Raw genomic sequence first — 14598 nt, forward strand, 5'->3', positions numbered from 1 at the left:
CATTTTAGACTATTACGCAGAGGGGCACAGGAAATCAAATGCTTGGAGGGAGGTGGCCGGCCGGATCAGGCCCGGTAAGGACCTGATCCGGTTCCGCCAGAGTCATCAGAAAGCAATCTTCTCCCGCTCACTGATGCCCAGGTTCTTCCAGATGCTGATGCTGGGCTCAACCTGATTGAGGGTGTAGAAATGCAAGCCCGGAGCGCCTGCCTTAAGCAGCTTCTCACACATCTCGGTGACTACTTCCTCGCCGAACTTGCGGATGGAGTCGCTGTCGTCGCCGTAGGCTTCGAGCTGCTTGCGAATCCAACGCGGGATTTCCGCACCGCACATGTCCGAGAAGCGGACCAGATTGGAGAAGTTGATGATAGGCATGATGCCGGGTACCACCGGAATGGTAACGTTCATCTTTTCCAGACGGTCAATGAAATAGAAGTAGCTGTCCGCATTGAAGAAGTACTGGGTAATGGCGCTGTTGGCGCCAGCCTTCACCTTACGGGCGAAGTTCTGCAGATCTTCTTCGGCATTGCGGGCCTGGGGATGAAATTCCGGGTAGGCAGCCACTTCCAGGTTGAAGGTGTCACCGCTATGCTCGCGAATAAACTCCACCAGTTCGTTGGCGTAGCGCAGCTCGCCCGCCGCCCCCATACCCGAGGGCATATCGCCCCGCAGGGCGACGATCCGGTTGATGCCATTCTCTTTATACACATCCAGAAGCTCGCCTATTTCCTGGCGGGTGCCGCCCACGCAGGAAAGGTGGGGCGCCGTGGAAATGCCCTGCTTGTGCAGGTTGAGCACGGTTTCAATGGTGCGGTCCCGGGTAGAGCCGCCGGCACCGAAGGTGACCGAAAAGAAATCCGGGTTCACCTCGGCCAGCTGGTTACGCACGTTCTGGAGTTTTTCCTTGCCCTGATCGGTCTTGGGCGGGAAAAACTCAAAGCTGAAGCGGCGTTTGAACTGTTTCTGACTCTGCATTGTGGTATCCGATCAGTACTTGTAGGTTTCCGGCTTGTACGGGCCTTCGACCGGTACACCGATGTATTTGGCCTGCTCCGGGGTCATCTTGGTGATGACACCACCAAAACCTTCGACCATGGCGCGGGCTACTTCTTCGTCCAGGTGCTTAGGCAGAACCTGAACGTAAACCCCTTTCTCGCGGGCATCTTCCGGCAGGTCGGCGAACTTGCGCTCGAACAGGTACATCTGGGCCAGCACCTGGTTGGCAAAGGAGCCGTCCATGATCCGTGACGGGTGGCCGGTGGCATTACCCAGGTTCACCAGGCGACCTTCGGACAGCAGGATCAGGTGATCGTTGGTGGCCTTGTCGCGATAGACCACATGAACCTGAGGCTTCACCTCGTCCCATTCCCAGTTCTTGCGCATATAAGCGGTATCAATCTCATTGTCGAAGTGACCAATGTTGCAGACCACGGCACCCGATTTCAGCGCTTTGAGCATGTTTGCGTCGCACACGTTCATGTTGCCGGTGGTAGTGACCAGCAGATCGGTGTTCTGGAGCAAAGCCTTGTCGACGCTTGTTTCGGTACCGGTGTTGACGCCGTCGAGGTAGGGCGAAACCACTTCAAAGCCGTCCATACAGGCCTGCATGGCACAGATCGGGTCCGCTTCAGTGATCTTTACGATCATGCCTTCCTGGCGCAACGAAGCAGCCGAGCCTTTGCCCACGTCGCCATAACCGATGACCAGGGCTTTCTTGCCGGCCATAAGGTGGTCGGTACCGCGCTTGATGGCGTCGTTCAGACTGTGACGGCAACCGTACTTGTTGTCGTTCTTGGCCTTGGTGACGGCGTCGTTCACGTTGATGGCCGGAACCTTCAGGGTGCCTTCGCGAAGCATTTCCTGCAGGCGATGCACACCGGTGGTGGTTTCTTCGGTCACGCCGTGGCAGTTGGCCAGGATTTCCGGGTATTTCTCGTGCAGCAGCGCGGTCAGGTCGCCGCCGTCGTCCAGGATCATGTTCGGTTCCCAGCCCTCTACATCAGCACCGACGGTGCGCTCAAGGCACCAGTCGTACTCTTCATCGGTCTCGCCTTTCCAGGCAAATACCGGAATGCCGCTGGCGGCGATAGCCGCTGCCGCCTGGTCCTGAGTGGAAAAGATGTTGCACGAGGACCAGCGCACGTTCGCACCCAACTCGATCAGTGTCTCGATCAGGACGGCGGTCTGGATGGTCATGTGGATACAGCCCATGACGTTGGCGCCTTTCAGCGGCTGCTCGGCCTTGTACTTTTCACGCAGGGCCATCAGGGCAGGCATTTCGCCTTCCGCAATGCTCATTTCCTTGCGGCCCCAGCCGGCCAGGGAGATGTCGCGGACTTTGTAATCGTCGGAGCTGTTCAGTTGTTCTGCCGGAGTGCTCATGAGTGCTTTCCTCTCTAAATCTTTGAATGCGTGCTGTGTGCAATACGTCGGAAAAACGTTTAGATGCCAGCGGCGTCTTTCAGGGCCGCTGCGCGATCGATCTTTTCCCAGGGGAAGGCGGTGAAGGTTTTGCCGCCAACGGTCATCTCAAAGGGCTCACGGCCGAAGTGACCGTAGGCCGCGGTTGCCCGGTACATCGGGTGCAGCAGATCGAGCATGTTGGTGATCGCGTAAGGGCGCAGATCGAAATGCTCGCGAACCAGCTGGACGATCTTGTCGTCGCTGATCCGGCCGGTGCCGAAGGTATTCAGGGAGATGGAGGTTGGCTGTGCCACACCAATGGCGTAGGACACCTGAATCTCGCACTTGTCGGCCAGGCCTGCGGCGACGATATTCTTGGCGACGTAACGGCCGGCGTAGGCGGCAGAACGGTCGACCTTGGACGGATCCTTGCCGGAGAACGCGCCACCACCATGGCGAGCCATGCCGCCGTAAGTGTCAACGATGATTTTGCGGCCGGTCAGGCCACAGTCACCAACCGGGCCGCCGATCACGAATTTGCCGGTCGGGTTGATGTGGAACTGGGTGTCCTTGTGGAGCAGTTCCGCCGGAAGGGCATGCTTGACGATCAGCTCCATTACCGCTTCTTTCAGGTCGGCCTGGGTGACGTCTTCATCGTGCTGTGTGGACAGAACCACGGCGTCGATGCCAGCAACACGGCCGTTCTCATAACGGCAGGTTACCTGGCTCTTGGCGTCGGGGCGCAGCCACGGCAGCAGGCCGCTCTTGCGGGCTTCGGCCTGGCGCTGGACCAGGCGGTGCGAGAAGGTGATCGGCGCCGGCATCAGTACGTCGGTTTCGTTACTGGCGTAGCCGAACATCAGGCCCTGGTCGCCGGCACCCTGGTCTTCCGGCTTCTGGCGGTCAACACCCTGGGCAATGTCCACGGACTGCTTGCCGATGATGTTGATCACGCCGCAGGTGTCGCCGTCATAGCCCACGGTAGAGGAGGTGTAGCCGATGTCCTTGATAACGCCGCGTACCAGGTCTTCCAGGTCGACCCAGGCACTGGTGGTGATTTCACCGCCAACGATCGCGACACCGGTTTTTACCATGGTTTCACAGGCAACGCGTGCGTGCGGGTCGTCGGTCAGGATGGCGTCCAGAACCGCGTCGGAGATCTGGTCGGCCAGTTTGTCCGGGTGGCCTTCGGAGACCGACTCGGAAGTGAAGATGTTGTAGTCAGACATAAGTTTGCTCCTTTGTGAGCGATTCAGATTCGTGTCGGTGGGTGTCAGAAATGACAGGTGCCGACGACCGCGTTGTTGATGTTCTGCGGGTATACGTAGTACCACTTACACCCATATCAAAGTTTTTTGATATTCCCTTTTTCCGGCCCTGTCTCAGGACCGTCCGGTTGTCTTCCAGAATTCCCGGACCTGCACCTGGAAGCCGTTGCGCAGGCCGATAAACAGTTGTTCTCCGGCGGAAAGCCCCGCTTCTGCAGCCCAGGCTGTCAGCTCCTCCGGTTCAAAGCCAAGCCAGAGGTCGCCGCAATTTTCTTTGGCCCAGTCCTGATCGTGGCTGCACAGTTCGCTGATCACGAAACAGCCGCCGCTGTTCATCAGGGCGGCGGCGTCCAGAAAGATGTCCGCCGGGCTGGGAACGTGGTGCAGCACCATGTTTGCGATGACCAGGTCGAAGGCATCGCCGCGGGCCAGCAGGGTGTCAGTGACACCTTCGATGAGATCCACATTGTTCAGCCGCTCGTCGATGCAGGTGCGGGTGGCCTTGGCAAGCATGTCCCGGCTGTTGTCCAGAGCAACCACGTGGCCGGACAGTTCTGATAGCACTTTCAGGAAGGCGCCTTCGCCCGGTCCGATTTCCAGGGTGGTTTGCCAGGATTGTTTGGCTGCGCGCTTGCGTAGCAGATCCGCTACCGGCCCCGCATATAGGTCAAAGGCTGCGATCAGTTCCTGTTGTTCGCGAAACTGCTCTGCGTGGCGGGCAAAGAAGGCCTGGGACTGATCTGCCCGCTGGGTCCTGATGGCTTCGATTTTTTCCTGCAGATGGGCTGGTAACGCCACTTTGTCCACAGTTTCGAAGACCTGACGGATGGTCTGGTCGGTCAGTTTTTCACTATCCAGGTGCAGGGGGCGGCGGTAAAAGATCGCATTGCCCTCACGCTGCGGCTCAAGCAGACCGGCTTTATGCATGACCTTCAAGTGATGGCTCATGCCTGACTGGCGCATCCCGAACAGCTGGCTGAGCTCCAGTACGCCAAAGGTATCCCGGCGCAGCACGCGCAAAATCTCCAGGCGCAGAGGATCCCCGCTCGCTTTGAAGATCGGGGCCAGGGCGTCCACAGAGGACAGTTCGTTCGCGTGTGCATTCAAGGATGTCATGGTTGGGAAGTGTAGGGAGGTTCCGTTGATCGATCAATAGCCATATCAAAAAATTTTGATATAGGTTTCCAGTTTTTTGAAATAGAGCTGTTTCGGCAATCCACAGGAGGATATTTCCACATTAGCGTCATACCGATTTGCCCCGGCATACAGTAATCGGCGAAAATACGCGCCTTATTTTTGATCAGTCCTTTTTTCCCCGCTAAACACTGGAGAAACGTCAATGCCGTCTCGTAAAGATCTCGCCAACGCCATTCGCGCGCTGAGCATGGATGCGGTTCAGAAAGCCAAGTCCGGCCACCCGGGTGCGCCCATGGGTATGGCGGATATCGCCGAGGTTCTTTGGAATGATTACTTGAGCCACAACCCGGCCAACCCTCAGTGGGCCAACCGGGACCGCTTTGTGCTGTCCAATGGTCACGGCTCCATGCTGCAGTATTCCCTGCTGCACCTGAGCGGTTACGACGTTTCCATCGAAGACATCAAGAACTTCCGGCAGTTGCATTCCAAGACGCCGGGTCATCCTGAGTACGGCTACACTCCGGGTATTGAAACCACTACCGGCCCGCTGGGGCAGGGCATTGCCAATGCCGTTGGTTTCGCCATTGCCGAGAAGGCGATGGCTGCGCAATTTAACCGCCCTGGTCACGAAATCGTGGACCATTACACCTACGCGTTCCTGGGCGATGGCTGCCTGATGGAAGGTATCTCTCACGAAGTTTCTTCGCTGGCGGGCACCCTGGGCCTTGGCAAACTGATCTTCTTCTACGACGACAATGGCATTTCCATTGATGGCGAGGTGGACGGCTGGTTCACCGATAACACCCCGCAGCGCTTCGAGTCCTATGGCTGGCAGGTCATTCCTGCCGTTGACGGCCACGACGCCGATGCCATCCGCGCTGCTATTGAAGCCGGTCGTGCTAACACGGAGCAGCCGACACTCATCTGCTGCAAGACCGTCATCGGTTTCGGTTCCCCGAACAAACAGGGCAAGGAAAGTTGTCACGGCGCTCCGCTGGGCGACGATGAAATTGCCCTGACCCGCGAACAGCTGGGTTGGAAGTACGGGCCATTCGAGATCCCGTCCGAGATCGCTTCAGCCTGGAACGCACGTGAAAAAGGCGCAGCGGCCCAGTCCGAGTGGGAGCTGACATTCGCTGCCTACGAGAAGGCAGAACCCGAGCTGGCAGCCGAGTTCAAGCGTCGCATGGCGGGTGAACTGCCGGCTGATTTCTCCGAAAAAGCCCAGGCTTACATCCAGGAATGCCAGGACAAAGGCGAAACCATCGCCAGCCGCAAAGCTTCTCAAAACACCCTGAATGCCTACGGCCCGCTGTTGCCGGAACTGATGGGTGGCTCGGCCGACCTGGCCGGATCCAACCTGACCATCTGGAATGGCACCAAAGGCCTGACCAAGGAAGACGCCAGCGGCAACTACATCTACTACGGCGTGCGCGAGTTCGGCATGGCGGCCATCATGAACGGCATCGCCCTGCACGGTGGTTTCGTTCCTTACGGGGCGACCTTCCTGATCTTCATGGAATACTGCCGCAACGCCGTGCGCATGGCCGCCCTGATGAAGCAGCGTTCCATCTTTGTGTTCACCCATGACTCCATCGGTCTGGGCGAAGACGGCCCGACCCACCAGCCGGTTGAGCAGATGGCCAGCTTGCGTACCACGCCGAACATGAGCATGTGGCGTCCGGCCGACACCGTTGAATCTGCGGTGGCGTGGAAAGCAGCTCTTGAGCGCAAGGATGGCCCGACGGCCATGGTATTTTCCCGTCAGGGTCTGCCGGCCCAGGCGCGCGATGCCCAACAGCTGGCGGATGTGGCCAAGGGCGCCTACACCCTGTCTGACAGCGATGGCACACCGGACCTGATCCTGATCGCCACGGGCTCCGAAGTGGGTCTGGCCCAGGACGCTGCCGGCAAACTGCGTGAGCAGGGTAAGAAGGTTCGCGTGGTTTCCATGCCCTCTACCGATGTGTTCGACGCCCAGAGTGCCGAGTACAAACAGCAGGTTCTGCCGCTGGACGTGACCAACCGGATCGCTATCGAGGCGGGCATTGCCGACTACTGGTACAAGTATGTTGGCCTGGATGGTCGCATCATCGGCATGACCACGTTCGGTGAGTCCGCTCCGGCGGGTGAGCTGTTCAAGGAGTTCGGCTTCACCGTCGACAACATCCTGGAAGTGGCCGCCGAACTGCTGGAAGCCTGATGACAGACTCCGCGCCCTTTCGCATTGCCATAAACGGGTATGGCCGGATCGGCCAGTGCGTGCTGCGTGCGTTGTACGAGAACGGTTTTCGCGACCGCCTGCAGGTGGTCGCGATTAATGAACTTTCGAATATCGACACCATTTCGCACCTCACCCGTTATGACTCCACCCACGGTCGGTTCCGGGGCGAGATTGCAGTGCATGGGCCGGATCTGATTGTGAACGGTGATGCCATCCGGGTGCTCCGCCATCCAGATCCGGCGGACCTGCCCTGGGGCCTTCTGGATGTAGACCTGGTGCTGGAATGCTCCGGTGCCTATTCAGACCGGGCCACGGCGGAGCGGCACATTCAGGCAGGCGCAAAACGCCTGCTGTTTTCCCAGCCTGCCGAATCGGATGTGGATCGCACGGTTGTCTATGGCATCAATGACGGTGACCTGAGCGGTGAAGACACCATCGTCGCAGCCGGTTCCTGCACCACCAATTGCCTGGTGCCGCTCATTCGTGAGCTGGACCGGGCCTTCGGCGTGGAGCAGGGCAGTACCACCACCATCCACGCGGCCATGAACGACCAGCCGGTTATCGACGCCTACCACCATCAGGATCTGCGCCGAACCCGGAGTGCGCTCCACAACATCGTGCCGGTGGACACCGGGCTCGCCCGAGGCATTGAGAGGCTGCTACCTCAAATGGAAGGTAAGTTCAGCTCTGTGGCCATGCGGGTGCCGACCATGAACGTCTCGGCGATCGATATGGTGGTCAATGTACGGCAGGCTACCGACGTGGAAGCCGTTAACAGGCTTTTAAAAGAGGCCGCCACTGGCCCGTTGAAAGGTATTCTCGGCTACACCGATGAACTGCTGGCCAGCTCCGATTTCAATCATGACGCCCACTCCGGCATTGTGGACGGAGGCCTGACCCGGGTAACCGGCGGCACTATGGTGAAAGTCCTGTGCTGGTTTGATAACGAATGGGGCTTCGCGAATCGCATGCTCGATGTCAGCAACAGCTGGTTAGCCAAATAATCCTAATCTGAAATTTTGTTGAAGGGACGAACGTTATGGCCATCAAGAAAATGACCGACCTCAACCTCGCCGGCAAGCGAGTGCTGATCCGCGAAGACCTGAACGTGCCGGTCAAGGACGGCAAGGTGACCAGCGATGCTCGTATCCGGGCCTCACTACCCACTATCAAGGCAGCCAGAGATGCCGGCGCCAGGGTAATGCTGATGTCCCATCTGGGCCGCCCTGAAGAAGGTGTATACGACGAAGCCTCCTCCATGAAACCCGTCGCCGAACACCTGACCAAGGTATTGGGTCAGGACGTGCGTCTGATCAAGGATTACCTGGACGGCGTTGAAGTGGCAGACGGTGAAGTCGTCCTGTTTGAAAACGTTCGCTTCAATAAAGGCGAAAAGAAAGATAACGAAGACCTCGCAAAAAAATATGCTGCCCTTTGCGATGTCTATGTGATGGACGCTTTCGGCACCGCTCACCGGGCCCAGGCCTCTACCCACGGTGTCGCAAAATTTGCTCCCGAAGCCTGTGCCGGTCCGCTGCTGGCGGCCGAGCTGGATGCCTTGGGCAAGGCCCTCGATAATCCGGCAAAACCGGTCGTTGCCATCGTCGGCGGCTCCAAGGTTTCCACCAAGCTCGACGTCCTGAATGCACTGGAAAACGTCTGCGACCAGATTATCGTCGGCGGCGGTATCGCCAACACCTTCCTGGCTGCAGCCGGTCACCCGGTCGGCAAATCCCTGTGTGAGCACGACCTCGTCGACACCGCCAGGGAGATTGCCTCCCGCGTACAAATCCCTCTGCCGGTCGACGTTGTGGTCGCCAGCGAATTTGCGGAAACCGCTACCGCCACCACCAAGAGTATCTCGGACGTCAGCGATGACGACATGATCCTCGACGTCGGCCCGGAAACTGCCGGCAAGTTCGCCGATCTGCTGAAAAACGCCAAGACCATTCTCTGGAATGGCCCGGTCGGCGTCTTCGAATTTGACCAGTTCGGTAACGGCACCAAAGCGCTCGCTCAGGCCATTGCCGAAAGCGACGCCTTTTCCCTGGCCGGAGGCGGTGACACTGTCGCCGCCGTTGACAAGTACGGTGTTGCTGACAAAATCTCGTATATCTCCACCGGCGGTGGCGCGTTCCTCGAATTCGTGGAAGGCAAAACGCTCCCGGCTGTAGCCGTGCTGGAAGAACGCGGCGCGTAACAAGCTACACAAACGAATTCAACTACCCCAAAATCCAACGAAGGAGACGACCCATGGCCCTGATTTCGATGCGGCAAATGCTGGATCACGCCGCCGAGCATGGTTACGGTGTACCAGCCTTTAACGTGAACAACCTGGAACAGATGCGCGCCATCATGGAAGCCGCCGACAAAACCGATTCCCCGGTGATTGTCCAGGCCTCCGCCGGAGCCCGTAAATACGCTGGCGCGCCCTTCCTGCGCCACCTGATCCTTGCGGCCGTTGAGGAGTTTCCTCACATTCCGGTGGTTATGCACCAGGATCACGGCACCAGCCCCTCTGTTTGCCAGCGCTCCATCCAGCTGGGCTTCAGCTCCGTGATGATGGACGGCTCCCTCGGTGAAGATGGTAAAACCCCCACCGACTACGACTATAACGTCGACGTTACCCGTCGCACCGTTGAAATGGCGCACGCCTGTGGTGTTTCCGTAGAGGGTGAGCTGGGTTGCCTGGGCTCTCTCGAAACCGGCCAGGCCGGCGAAGAAGACGGTATTGGCGCCGAAGGTACCCTGGACCACAGCCAGATGCTGACGGACCCGGAAGAAGCGGCGGACTTCGTCAAGAAAACCCACGTGGACGCCCTGGCTATCGCCATTGGTACCAGCCATGGTGCCTACAAGTTCACTCGCCCGCCCACGGGCGACATCCTGGCCATCGACCAGATCAAAGCCATTCACGCCCGCATTCCGGATACTCATCTGGTCATGCACGGCTCCAGCTCCGTGCCCCAGGAGTGGCTGAAGATCATCAATGACTATGGCGGTGAAATTCCGGAGACCTACGGCGTTCCGGTTGATGAAATTGTTGAAGGTATCAAGCATGGCGTTCGCAAGGTCAATATCGATACCGACCTGCGTCTTGCCAGCACCGGTGCCGTTCGTCGCTTCCTGGCCGAGAATCCGGCGGAGTTTGACCCGCGCAAATTCCTGAAGGAAACCATGAAGGCGATGACCGAGGTATGCGTGGCACGCTACGAAGCCTTCGGTTGTGCCGGCAACGCCAGCAAGATCAAGCCGGTTAACCTTGAGCGTATGTTTGAGCGTTACGCCTCCGGCGAGCTGGACCCGAAGGTAAAATAAGTTTCTGGATTCAAATGGGGCGGGTTGCCGCCCCAAAATCCTGACCCACCTCAAGTAACCGCAAGCCTGCCCTTGTAATTTCCCAAACCTCATCAAATATAGAGTTAGCAGTCGAGCAAATGGCTCGGAAACGTCAATCAGCGGTGAGGACCAGAATGGACTTCAAAGACTATTACGCCGTACTGGGTGTGAGTGAGTCTGCCTCCCCCGAGGAGATCAAAAAAGCCTACCGGAAGCTTGCCCGCAAATACCATCCGGATGTCAGTAAAGAGGAAGATTCGGATGAAAAATTCAAGGATCTGGGCGAGGCCTACGAGGTACTGAAAGACCCCGAAAAACGCGCCGAATACGATCAGCTACGAAAATACGGTGCCCGGGCGGACGGATCTTTCGAGCCACCACCCGGTTGGCAGAGTGCATCCGGATTCGGTGGTGGAGGCTACACCGAGGCCGATGCGGGCCAGTTCAGTGATTTTTTCGAGCAGATCTTTGGTGGTGGTCGCCGAGGTGGCTTTAGCGGCGGGGGATTTGGTGACGCTGGTGGCGGCTTTCGCCAGAGCATGCGTATGCGCGGGGAAGACGTTCACGCCCGCATTGCCCTGTTTCTGGAGGAGGTTTTCCACGGCTGTGAAAAACAGGTCTCTTTCACCGTACACGAAGCCGATGAGCATGGTCGTGTAATCCCGCGTAAGAAAACGCTGAAAGTCAAAATTCCCGGCGGTATGAGGGAAGGTCAGCACCTGCGCCTGAAAGGCCAGGGGTCGCCCGGTATTGGCGGCGGCGAGGCCGGAGACCTGCTGTTGGAAATCGAGCTGGCACCTCATCCGACCTTCGCCGTGGAAGGCCGGGATATTCTGGTGACTGTGCCCATCGCCCCGTGGGAGGCGGCCCTTGGCGCATCGGTTACCGTGCCCACGGTGGACTCGAAGGTGAGCGTGAAGGTACCCAAAGGGTCTTCAAGTGGCCGCAAACTCCGGCTCAAAGGCAAGGGCTTCCCCGGCAAACATCCGGGTGATCAGATTGTTATCCTGCAGATTGCCATGCCCGAGCAGCACAGCCCGGAGGCCGAGAAGCTCTACGAGCAATTGGCCGAGGCAGAGAAAAACTTCAATCCACGCAGCAAGCTTCACGTGTGACCGGGAGTAAGGTATGAGCAATAAAGATCATATTTTGATGGTAGAGGTGTTCGATCAGGATGGCACCACCTTCACCCTGCGTGAAATCTGCGAGCGCGGAGAGTGCCATGCCGAGTTCGTCATCAAGCTGGTGGACTACGGGATCATTGCGCCGCTGGAGGATTCACCGGAGGCCCGGCAATGGCACTTCGATGTTGCCGCCCTCAGCCGGTTGCGCAAGGCCCAGAGGCTACAGCGGGACCTGAAAATGAATCTGCCCGGTCTGGCAATGTCTCTCGAATTGCTCGATGAGGTTGAGGAAATGCGCCGGGAAGTAGCCCGGCTTAATCACCGGGTCAGGCAATTAATGGGGGAGTAGTAGCTCCCCCGATTATTTCTTTTCTTCCAACGCCTGAATCTCGGCGTAGATCTTCTCCGCCTCCTCCATGAGGGTTCCATGAGTCCTCAAATCGCCGTTGCGCTGGGCACCCAGTGCTTTGGCGAGTTTCGCCTCGTATTCCTTCTGCAGTTTTTTCTTCGGATCGCCTTTCAAAAATCCCAGCATAGTAATGAACCTGTTTTAGTCGACTGTTCAGAGCTTTACGTTTCATGGCCCATAAAGTTCACAAAAACTTCATGCTTAAAAACTGGACAGCGCCAAAAAATGGGAATAAATTCCCAAATAATTAATTGGGAAAATAATCCCAATTTTGGGTTGGGTGGTTAACAGTGACCGCCTGCGGACGCAAGAGCGAGCCTGGAGAAGAACGATGAAGCGCAAACCTTTAGCAATAGCAGTCAAGTTGGTAATGACCGGGGCCCTGGCCGGTGTTCTTGCAGCTTGTGGTGGCAGTGGCTCAGGAGATTCCACGGCGATCGGAACCTCATCCGGCACCAGCGTTGGTGCGGTATCCGGCTTTGGCAGTGTCTATGTCAACGGTACCCGCTTCGCTACCAATGGCACCGTGAAAAGCGACGATGGTTTCGAGCGGGAGGCTGAACTTGAAAAAGGCATGATTGTAAAAATCAGTGGCAACTGGGATGACAGTGGCAACGGAGAGGCGACAGAGATTGAATACGACGATACGCTTCGCGGCCCTTTACAGAACGCCTCTTGGGACGAGGTGGCGAATACTGGTGAGTTGACCATTGCAGGAATGACGGTGATTCTCGATGGCCAGACAGTCTTTCGGGGAGCTACAGCCACTGAGTTGGCGACTGATCCCACCGCTTACCGGGTTCGGATAAGTGCATGGCCGCTTGCAAATGGGTCGTTCCGTGCCAGTTTTGTCGGCGCGGTTGAGGCCAGCAGCGGCATTCGTTTTGACGACGAGCACGAAGTTGAAGTTAAAGGAGTGGTCACCGATCATTCGCCAGGTGTTCAGACATTTACCATCAACGGTCTTTTGGTGGATTACACAAGCGCGGTTGCAGATGATGATTTCGCACTCGACCTTATTGAAAACGGGATGGGCGTAGAAGTTGAAGGTTCCCTGGAAGGGGGTGTGTTGATTGCCCAGAAGATTGATGACGAGGACGACATACTGGGCCTTGCCGGAACCGTAGAGATTCAGGGGGCCATCCAGGGAGATTACGACAGTTCCACCCGTCAGTTCATGGTAAACGGTATCACGGTCCAGGTTGCGAACACGGAATTTGAAGATGGACTGCGAGAAGCGGATCTGGCTGACGGTTTGCTTGTAAAGGTTGAAGGCACCGTTAACGACCAGAACCTTCTGGTGGCCCGTGAGATCGAGCCCCGCGATGGCGATGCCGAGGTAGAGGCCCTGATTGAATCGATCGACCGGACCAATGAAACCCTGGTCGTCGGTGGCGTTCAGGTTGCCCTGACCACAAGCACAATCATTGAGGACGATGACGATGATAGTCGCCTCCGGACCACGGATCTGGAATCGCTGGCTGTCGGCGACTATCTGGAGATCGAGGGTCGGTTCCGCACCGAGCTCAATACTCTTGAAGCAGTAAGCGTTGAGCGTGATGACGTGGACAGCGAGTTTGAAATGGATGGCAGGGTAACAGCCAACACCGGCAGCTCAATTACCGTCCTGGGCGTGGAACTGCTGGCAGGTAGTCTCGGCAGCCTTAGTCAGTTTGATGTTGGCACTGCCGTAGAGGTGAGTTACCTCAAAACCAGCGGTGGTGGCTACATAGTCACGCAAATTGAACTGGAAAATGACGACGGCTGAGCTGATAGCGGCGGCCCATGGCCGACTTACAGGTCGGTCGTGGGTCTCTGGTTTACGAGTCGCTATGGGAATACAATCCCAAACATGAAAAAGTCCAACCCCCTGCATCAAGCGCTGTTTCGCATTCTGCGTCCTTTGGCGAGGTTGCTGTTGAGGAACGGCATTCCCTTCGGGGAGTTCTCCGAGCTGGTGAAGCGTGCATACGTGGAAGCCGCCCTGGAGGATTTTACCGACGGCCGGCGAAAGCCTACGGATTCCCGCGCGGCGGTGATGACCGGGCTGACCCGCAAGGAAGTAAAGCGCCAACGGGAGATCCTGGCAGGGGAAGATGCCGGAGCACGAGATGTGCTTCATACCAATCGGGCGTCCCGGGTGGTGTCGGGTTGGGTTCACGACTTTGCCTTCCAGGCCAAAGACGGAGAGCCAGCCATGCTGGCTTTTGACGGACCGGGGAGTTTCAGCGAACTGGTCAGGCGTTACAGCGGTGACATGCCGCCCCGTGCCGTGCTGGATGAACTGCTTCGGGTAGGTGTGGTGGCAGTTGACCAAAACTCCGGCAAGCTGGTTCTGCGACAGCGAGCTTATGTGCCTGCCGGTGACAGCGAAGAGATGCTCCAGATCTTCGGTGAGGATGTATCGGATCTCATTGCAACTATTGATCATAATCTGGGTAGCCGTGACGTGGATCAGCAACCACTTTTCCAGCGCACGCTAACCTATAACAACATTCCTCCGGAAATCCTGGATCAATGGCGAGAATATGCCGGGAGCGAATCCCAGGCCCTCCTGGAAAAACTTGATACCTGGCTGGGCCCCCACGATCGGGACATTTCTGGCCAGCAGGCAAATGGAGACTCCGGAGAATCGGTCAGGACAGGGGTCAGTATTTTCTATTTCGAAGACCCAAATCGGACAGGGAGCTGAAA

General features: G+C 57.6%; 13 protein-coding genes. 8 read left to right on the plus strand and 5 right to left on the minus strand.

Translation table 11 applies throughout. The features are described 5' to 3' along the window. Window positions 1-105: 105 nt before the first annotated feature. The 4 genes from metF to BKP64_RS00280 form a co-directional block, all read right to left on the minus strand. Complete coding sequence (gene metF / locus BKP64_RS19210; RefSeq protein ID WP_070964397.1) at window positions 106-975, minus strand: methylenetetrahydrofolate reductase [NAD(P)H]; 870 nt, start codon at window positions 973-975, stop codon at window positions 106-108. Window positions 976-987: 12 nt separating this feature from the next. Continuing rightward, complete coding sequence (gene ahcY / locus BKP64_RS19215) at window positions 988-2382, minus strand: adenosylhomocysteinase (protein ID WP_070964401.1); 1395 nt, start codon at window positions 2380-2382, stop codon at window positions 988-990. 59 nt (window positions 2383-2441) lie between these two features. Beyond that, window positions 2442-3632 (minus strand): methionine adenosyltransferase, encoded by a 1191-nt coding sequence (gene metK / locus BKP64_RS00275; RefSeq protein WP_070964404.1) that lies wholly within the window; start codon window positions 3630-3632, stop codon window positions 2442-2444. A 153-nt stretch (window positions 3633-3785) separates the two neighbouring features. After that, the gene (locus BKP64_RS00280) at window positions 3786-4787 is read right to left on the minus strand and encodes an ArsR/SmtB family transcription factor (RefSeq protein ID WP_070964407.1); all 1002 of its coding nucleotides are present in this window, start codon (window positions 4785-4787) and stop codon (window positions 3786-3788) included. Between the two features lie 223 nt (window positions 4788-5010). On the opposite strand from BKP64_RS00280, the gene tkt reads away from it, so the two are divergent. The 6 genes from tkt (at window position 5011) to BKP64_RS00310 (ending at window position 11844) form a co-directional block, all read left to right on the plus strand. Further along, a complete protein-coding gene (gene tkt, locus BKP64_RS00285) occupies window positions 5011-7011 on the plus strand; it encodes a transketolase (RefSeq protein WP_070964410.1) in 2001 nt (666 codons plus the stop codon). Then, window positions 7011-8036, plus strand: a complete 1026-nt coding sequence (locus tag BKP64_RS00290) for a type I glyceraldehyde-3-phosphate dehydrogenase (protein ID WP_070964413.1) — start codon at window positions 7011-7013, stop codon at window positions 8034-8036. The genes tkt and BKP64_RS00290 overlap by 1 nt, the downstream gene beginning before the upstream one ends. Before the next feature lie 35 nt (window positions 8037-8071). Next, window positions 8072-9232, plus strand: coding sequence for a phosphoglycerate kinase (locus tag BKP64_RS00295; RefSeq protein WP_070964415.1), 1161 nt, complete (start codon window positions 8072-8074; stop codon window positions 9230-9232). 53 nt (window positions 9233-9285) lie between these two features. Further along, window positions 9286-10350 carry a class II fructose-bisphosphate aldolase gene (gene fba / locus BKP64_RS00300; protein WP_070964418.1) on the plus strand — a complete coding sequence of 355 codons (1065 nt, stop codon included), beginning with the start codon at window positions 9286-9288 and terminating at the stop codon, window positions 10348-10350. A 155-nt stretch (window positions 10351-10505) separates the two neighbouring features. After that, a complete protein-coding gene (locus BKP64_RS00305) occupies window positions 10506-11486 on the plus strand; it encodes a DnaJ C-terminal domain-containing protein (protein WP_070964421.1) in 981 nt (326 codons plus the stop codon). Window positions 11487-11499: 13 nt separating this feature from the next. Then, window positions 11500-11844 (plus strand): chaperone modulator CbpM, encoded by a 345-nt coding sequence (locus tag BKP64_RS00310; protein ID WP_070964424.1) that lies wholly within the window; start codon window positions 11500-11502, stop codon window positions 11842-11844. A gap of 12 nt (window positions 11845-11856) precedes the next feature. Here the strand turns inward: BKP64_RS00310 and BKP64_RS19260 are convergent, their stop codons facing one another. Beyond that, entirely contained in the window at window positions 11857-12030 is a 174-nt protein-coding gene (locus BKP64_RS19260; RefSeq protein ID WP_157755392.1) for a DUF6435 family protein, read from the minus strand. Between the two features lie 205 nt (window positions 12031-12235). Between BKP64_RS19260 and BKP64_RS00315 the strand changes: the two genes are divergently transcribed. Together BKP64_RS00315 and BKP64_RS00320 are read left to right on the plus strand one after the other, a co-directional pair. Continuing rightward, complete coding sequence (locus tag BKP64_RS00315) at window positions 12236-13672, plus strand: DUF5666 domain-containing protein (protein WP_070964427.1); 1437 nt, start codon at window positions 12236-12238, stop codon at window positions 13670-13672. An 84-nt stretch (window positions 13673-13756) separates the two neighbouring features. After that, on the plus strand, window positions 13757-14596 hold the full coding sequence (locus BKP64_RS00320) for a DUF6502 family protein (protein WP_070964431.1): 840 nt from the start codon (window positions 13757-13759) through the stop codon (window positions 14594-14596). Window positions 14597-14598 lie beyond the last annotated feature (2 nt).

Origin of the sequence: Marinobacter salinus (assembly GCF_001854125.1) — a bacterium.
Taxonomy (GTDB): domain Bacteria; phylum Pseudomonadota; class Gammaproteobacteria; order Pseudomonadales; family Oleiphilaceae; genus Marinobacter; species Marinobacter salinus.

Bases quoted from the DNA above. Each gene is read 5' to 3' on its own strand.
- BKP64_RS00310 (WP_070964424.1), top strand. From the start codon at position 11,500: ATGAGCAATAAAGATCATATTTTGATGGTAGAGGTGTTCGATCAGGAT.
- ahcY (WP_070964401.1), bottom strand. From the start codon at position 2,382: ATGAGCACTCCGGCAGAACAACTGAACAGCTCCGACGATTACAAAGTC.
- BKP64_RS00290 (WP_070964413.1), top strand. From the start codon at position 7,011: ATGACAGACTCCGCGCCCTTTCGCATTGCCATAAACGGGTATGGCCGG.
- metF (WP_070964397.1), bottom strand. From the start codon at position 975: ATGCAGAGTCAGAAACAGTTCAAACGCCGCTTCAGCTTTGAGTTTTTC.
- metK (WP_070964404.1), bottom strand. From the start codon at position 3,632: ATGTCTGACTACAACATCTTCACTTCCGAGTCGGTCTCCGAAGGCCAC.
- BKP64_RS00315 (WP_070964427.1), top strand. From the start codon at position 12,236: ATGAAGCGCAAACCTTTAGCAATAGCAGTCAAGTTGGTAATGACCGGG.
- BKP64_RS19260 (WP_157755392.1), bottom strand. From the start codon at position 12,030: ATGCTGGGATTTTTGAAAGGCGATCCGAAGAAAAAACTGCAGAAGGAA.
- BKP64_RS00305 (WP_070964421.1), top strand. From the start codon at position 10,506: ATGGACTTCAAAGACTATTACGCCGTACTGGGTGTGAGTGAGTCTGCC.
- BKP64_RS00280 (WP_070964407.1), bottom strand. From the start codon at position 4,787: ATGACATCCTTGAATGCACACGCGAACGAACTGTCCTCTGTGGACGCC.
- BKP64_RS00320 (WP_070964431.1), top strand. From the start codon at position 13,757: ATGAAAAAGTCCAACCCCCTGCATCAAGCGCTGTTTCGCATTCTGCGT.
- fba (WP_070964418.1), top strand. From the start codon at position 9,286: ATGGCCCTGATTTCGATGCGGCAAATGCTGGATCACGCCGCCGAGCAT.
- BKP64_RS00295 (WP_070964415.1), top strand. From the start codon at position 8,072: ATGGCCATCAAGAAAATGACCGACCTCAACCTCGCCGGCAAGCGAGTG.
- tkt (WP_070964410.1), top strand. From the start codon at position 5,011: ATGCCGTCTCGTAAAGATCTCGCCAACGCCATTCGCGCGCTGAGCATG.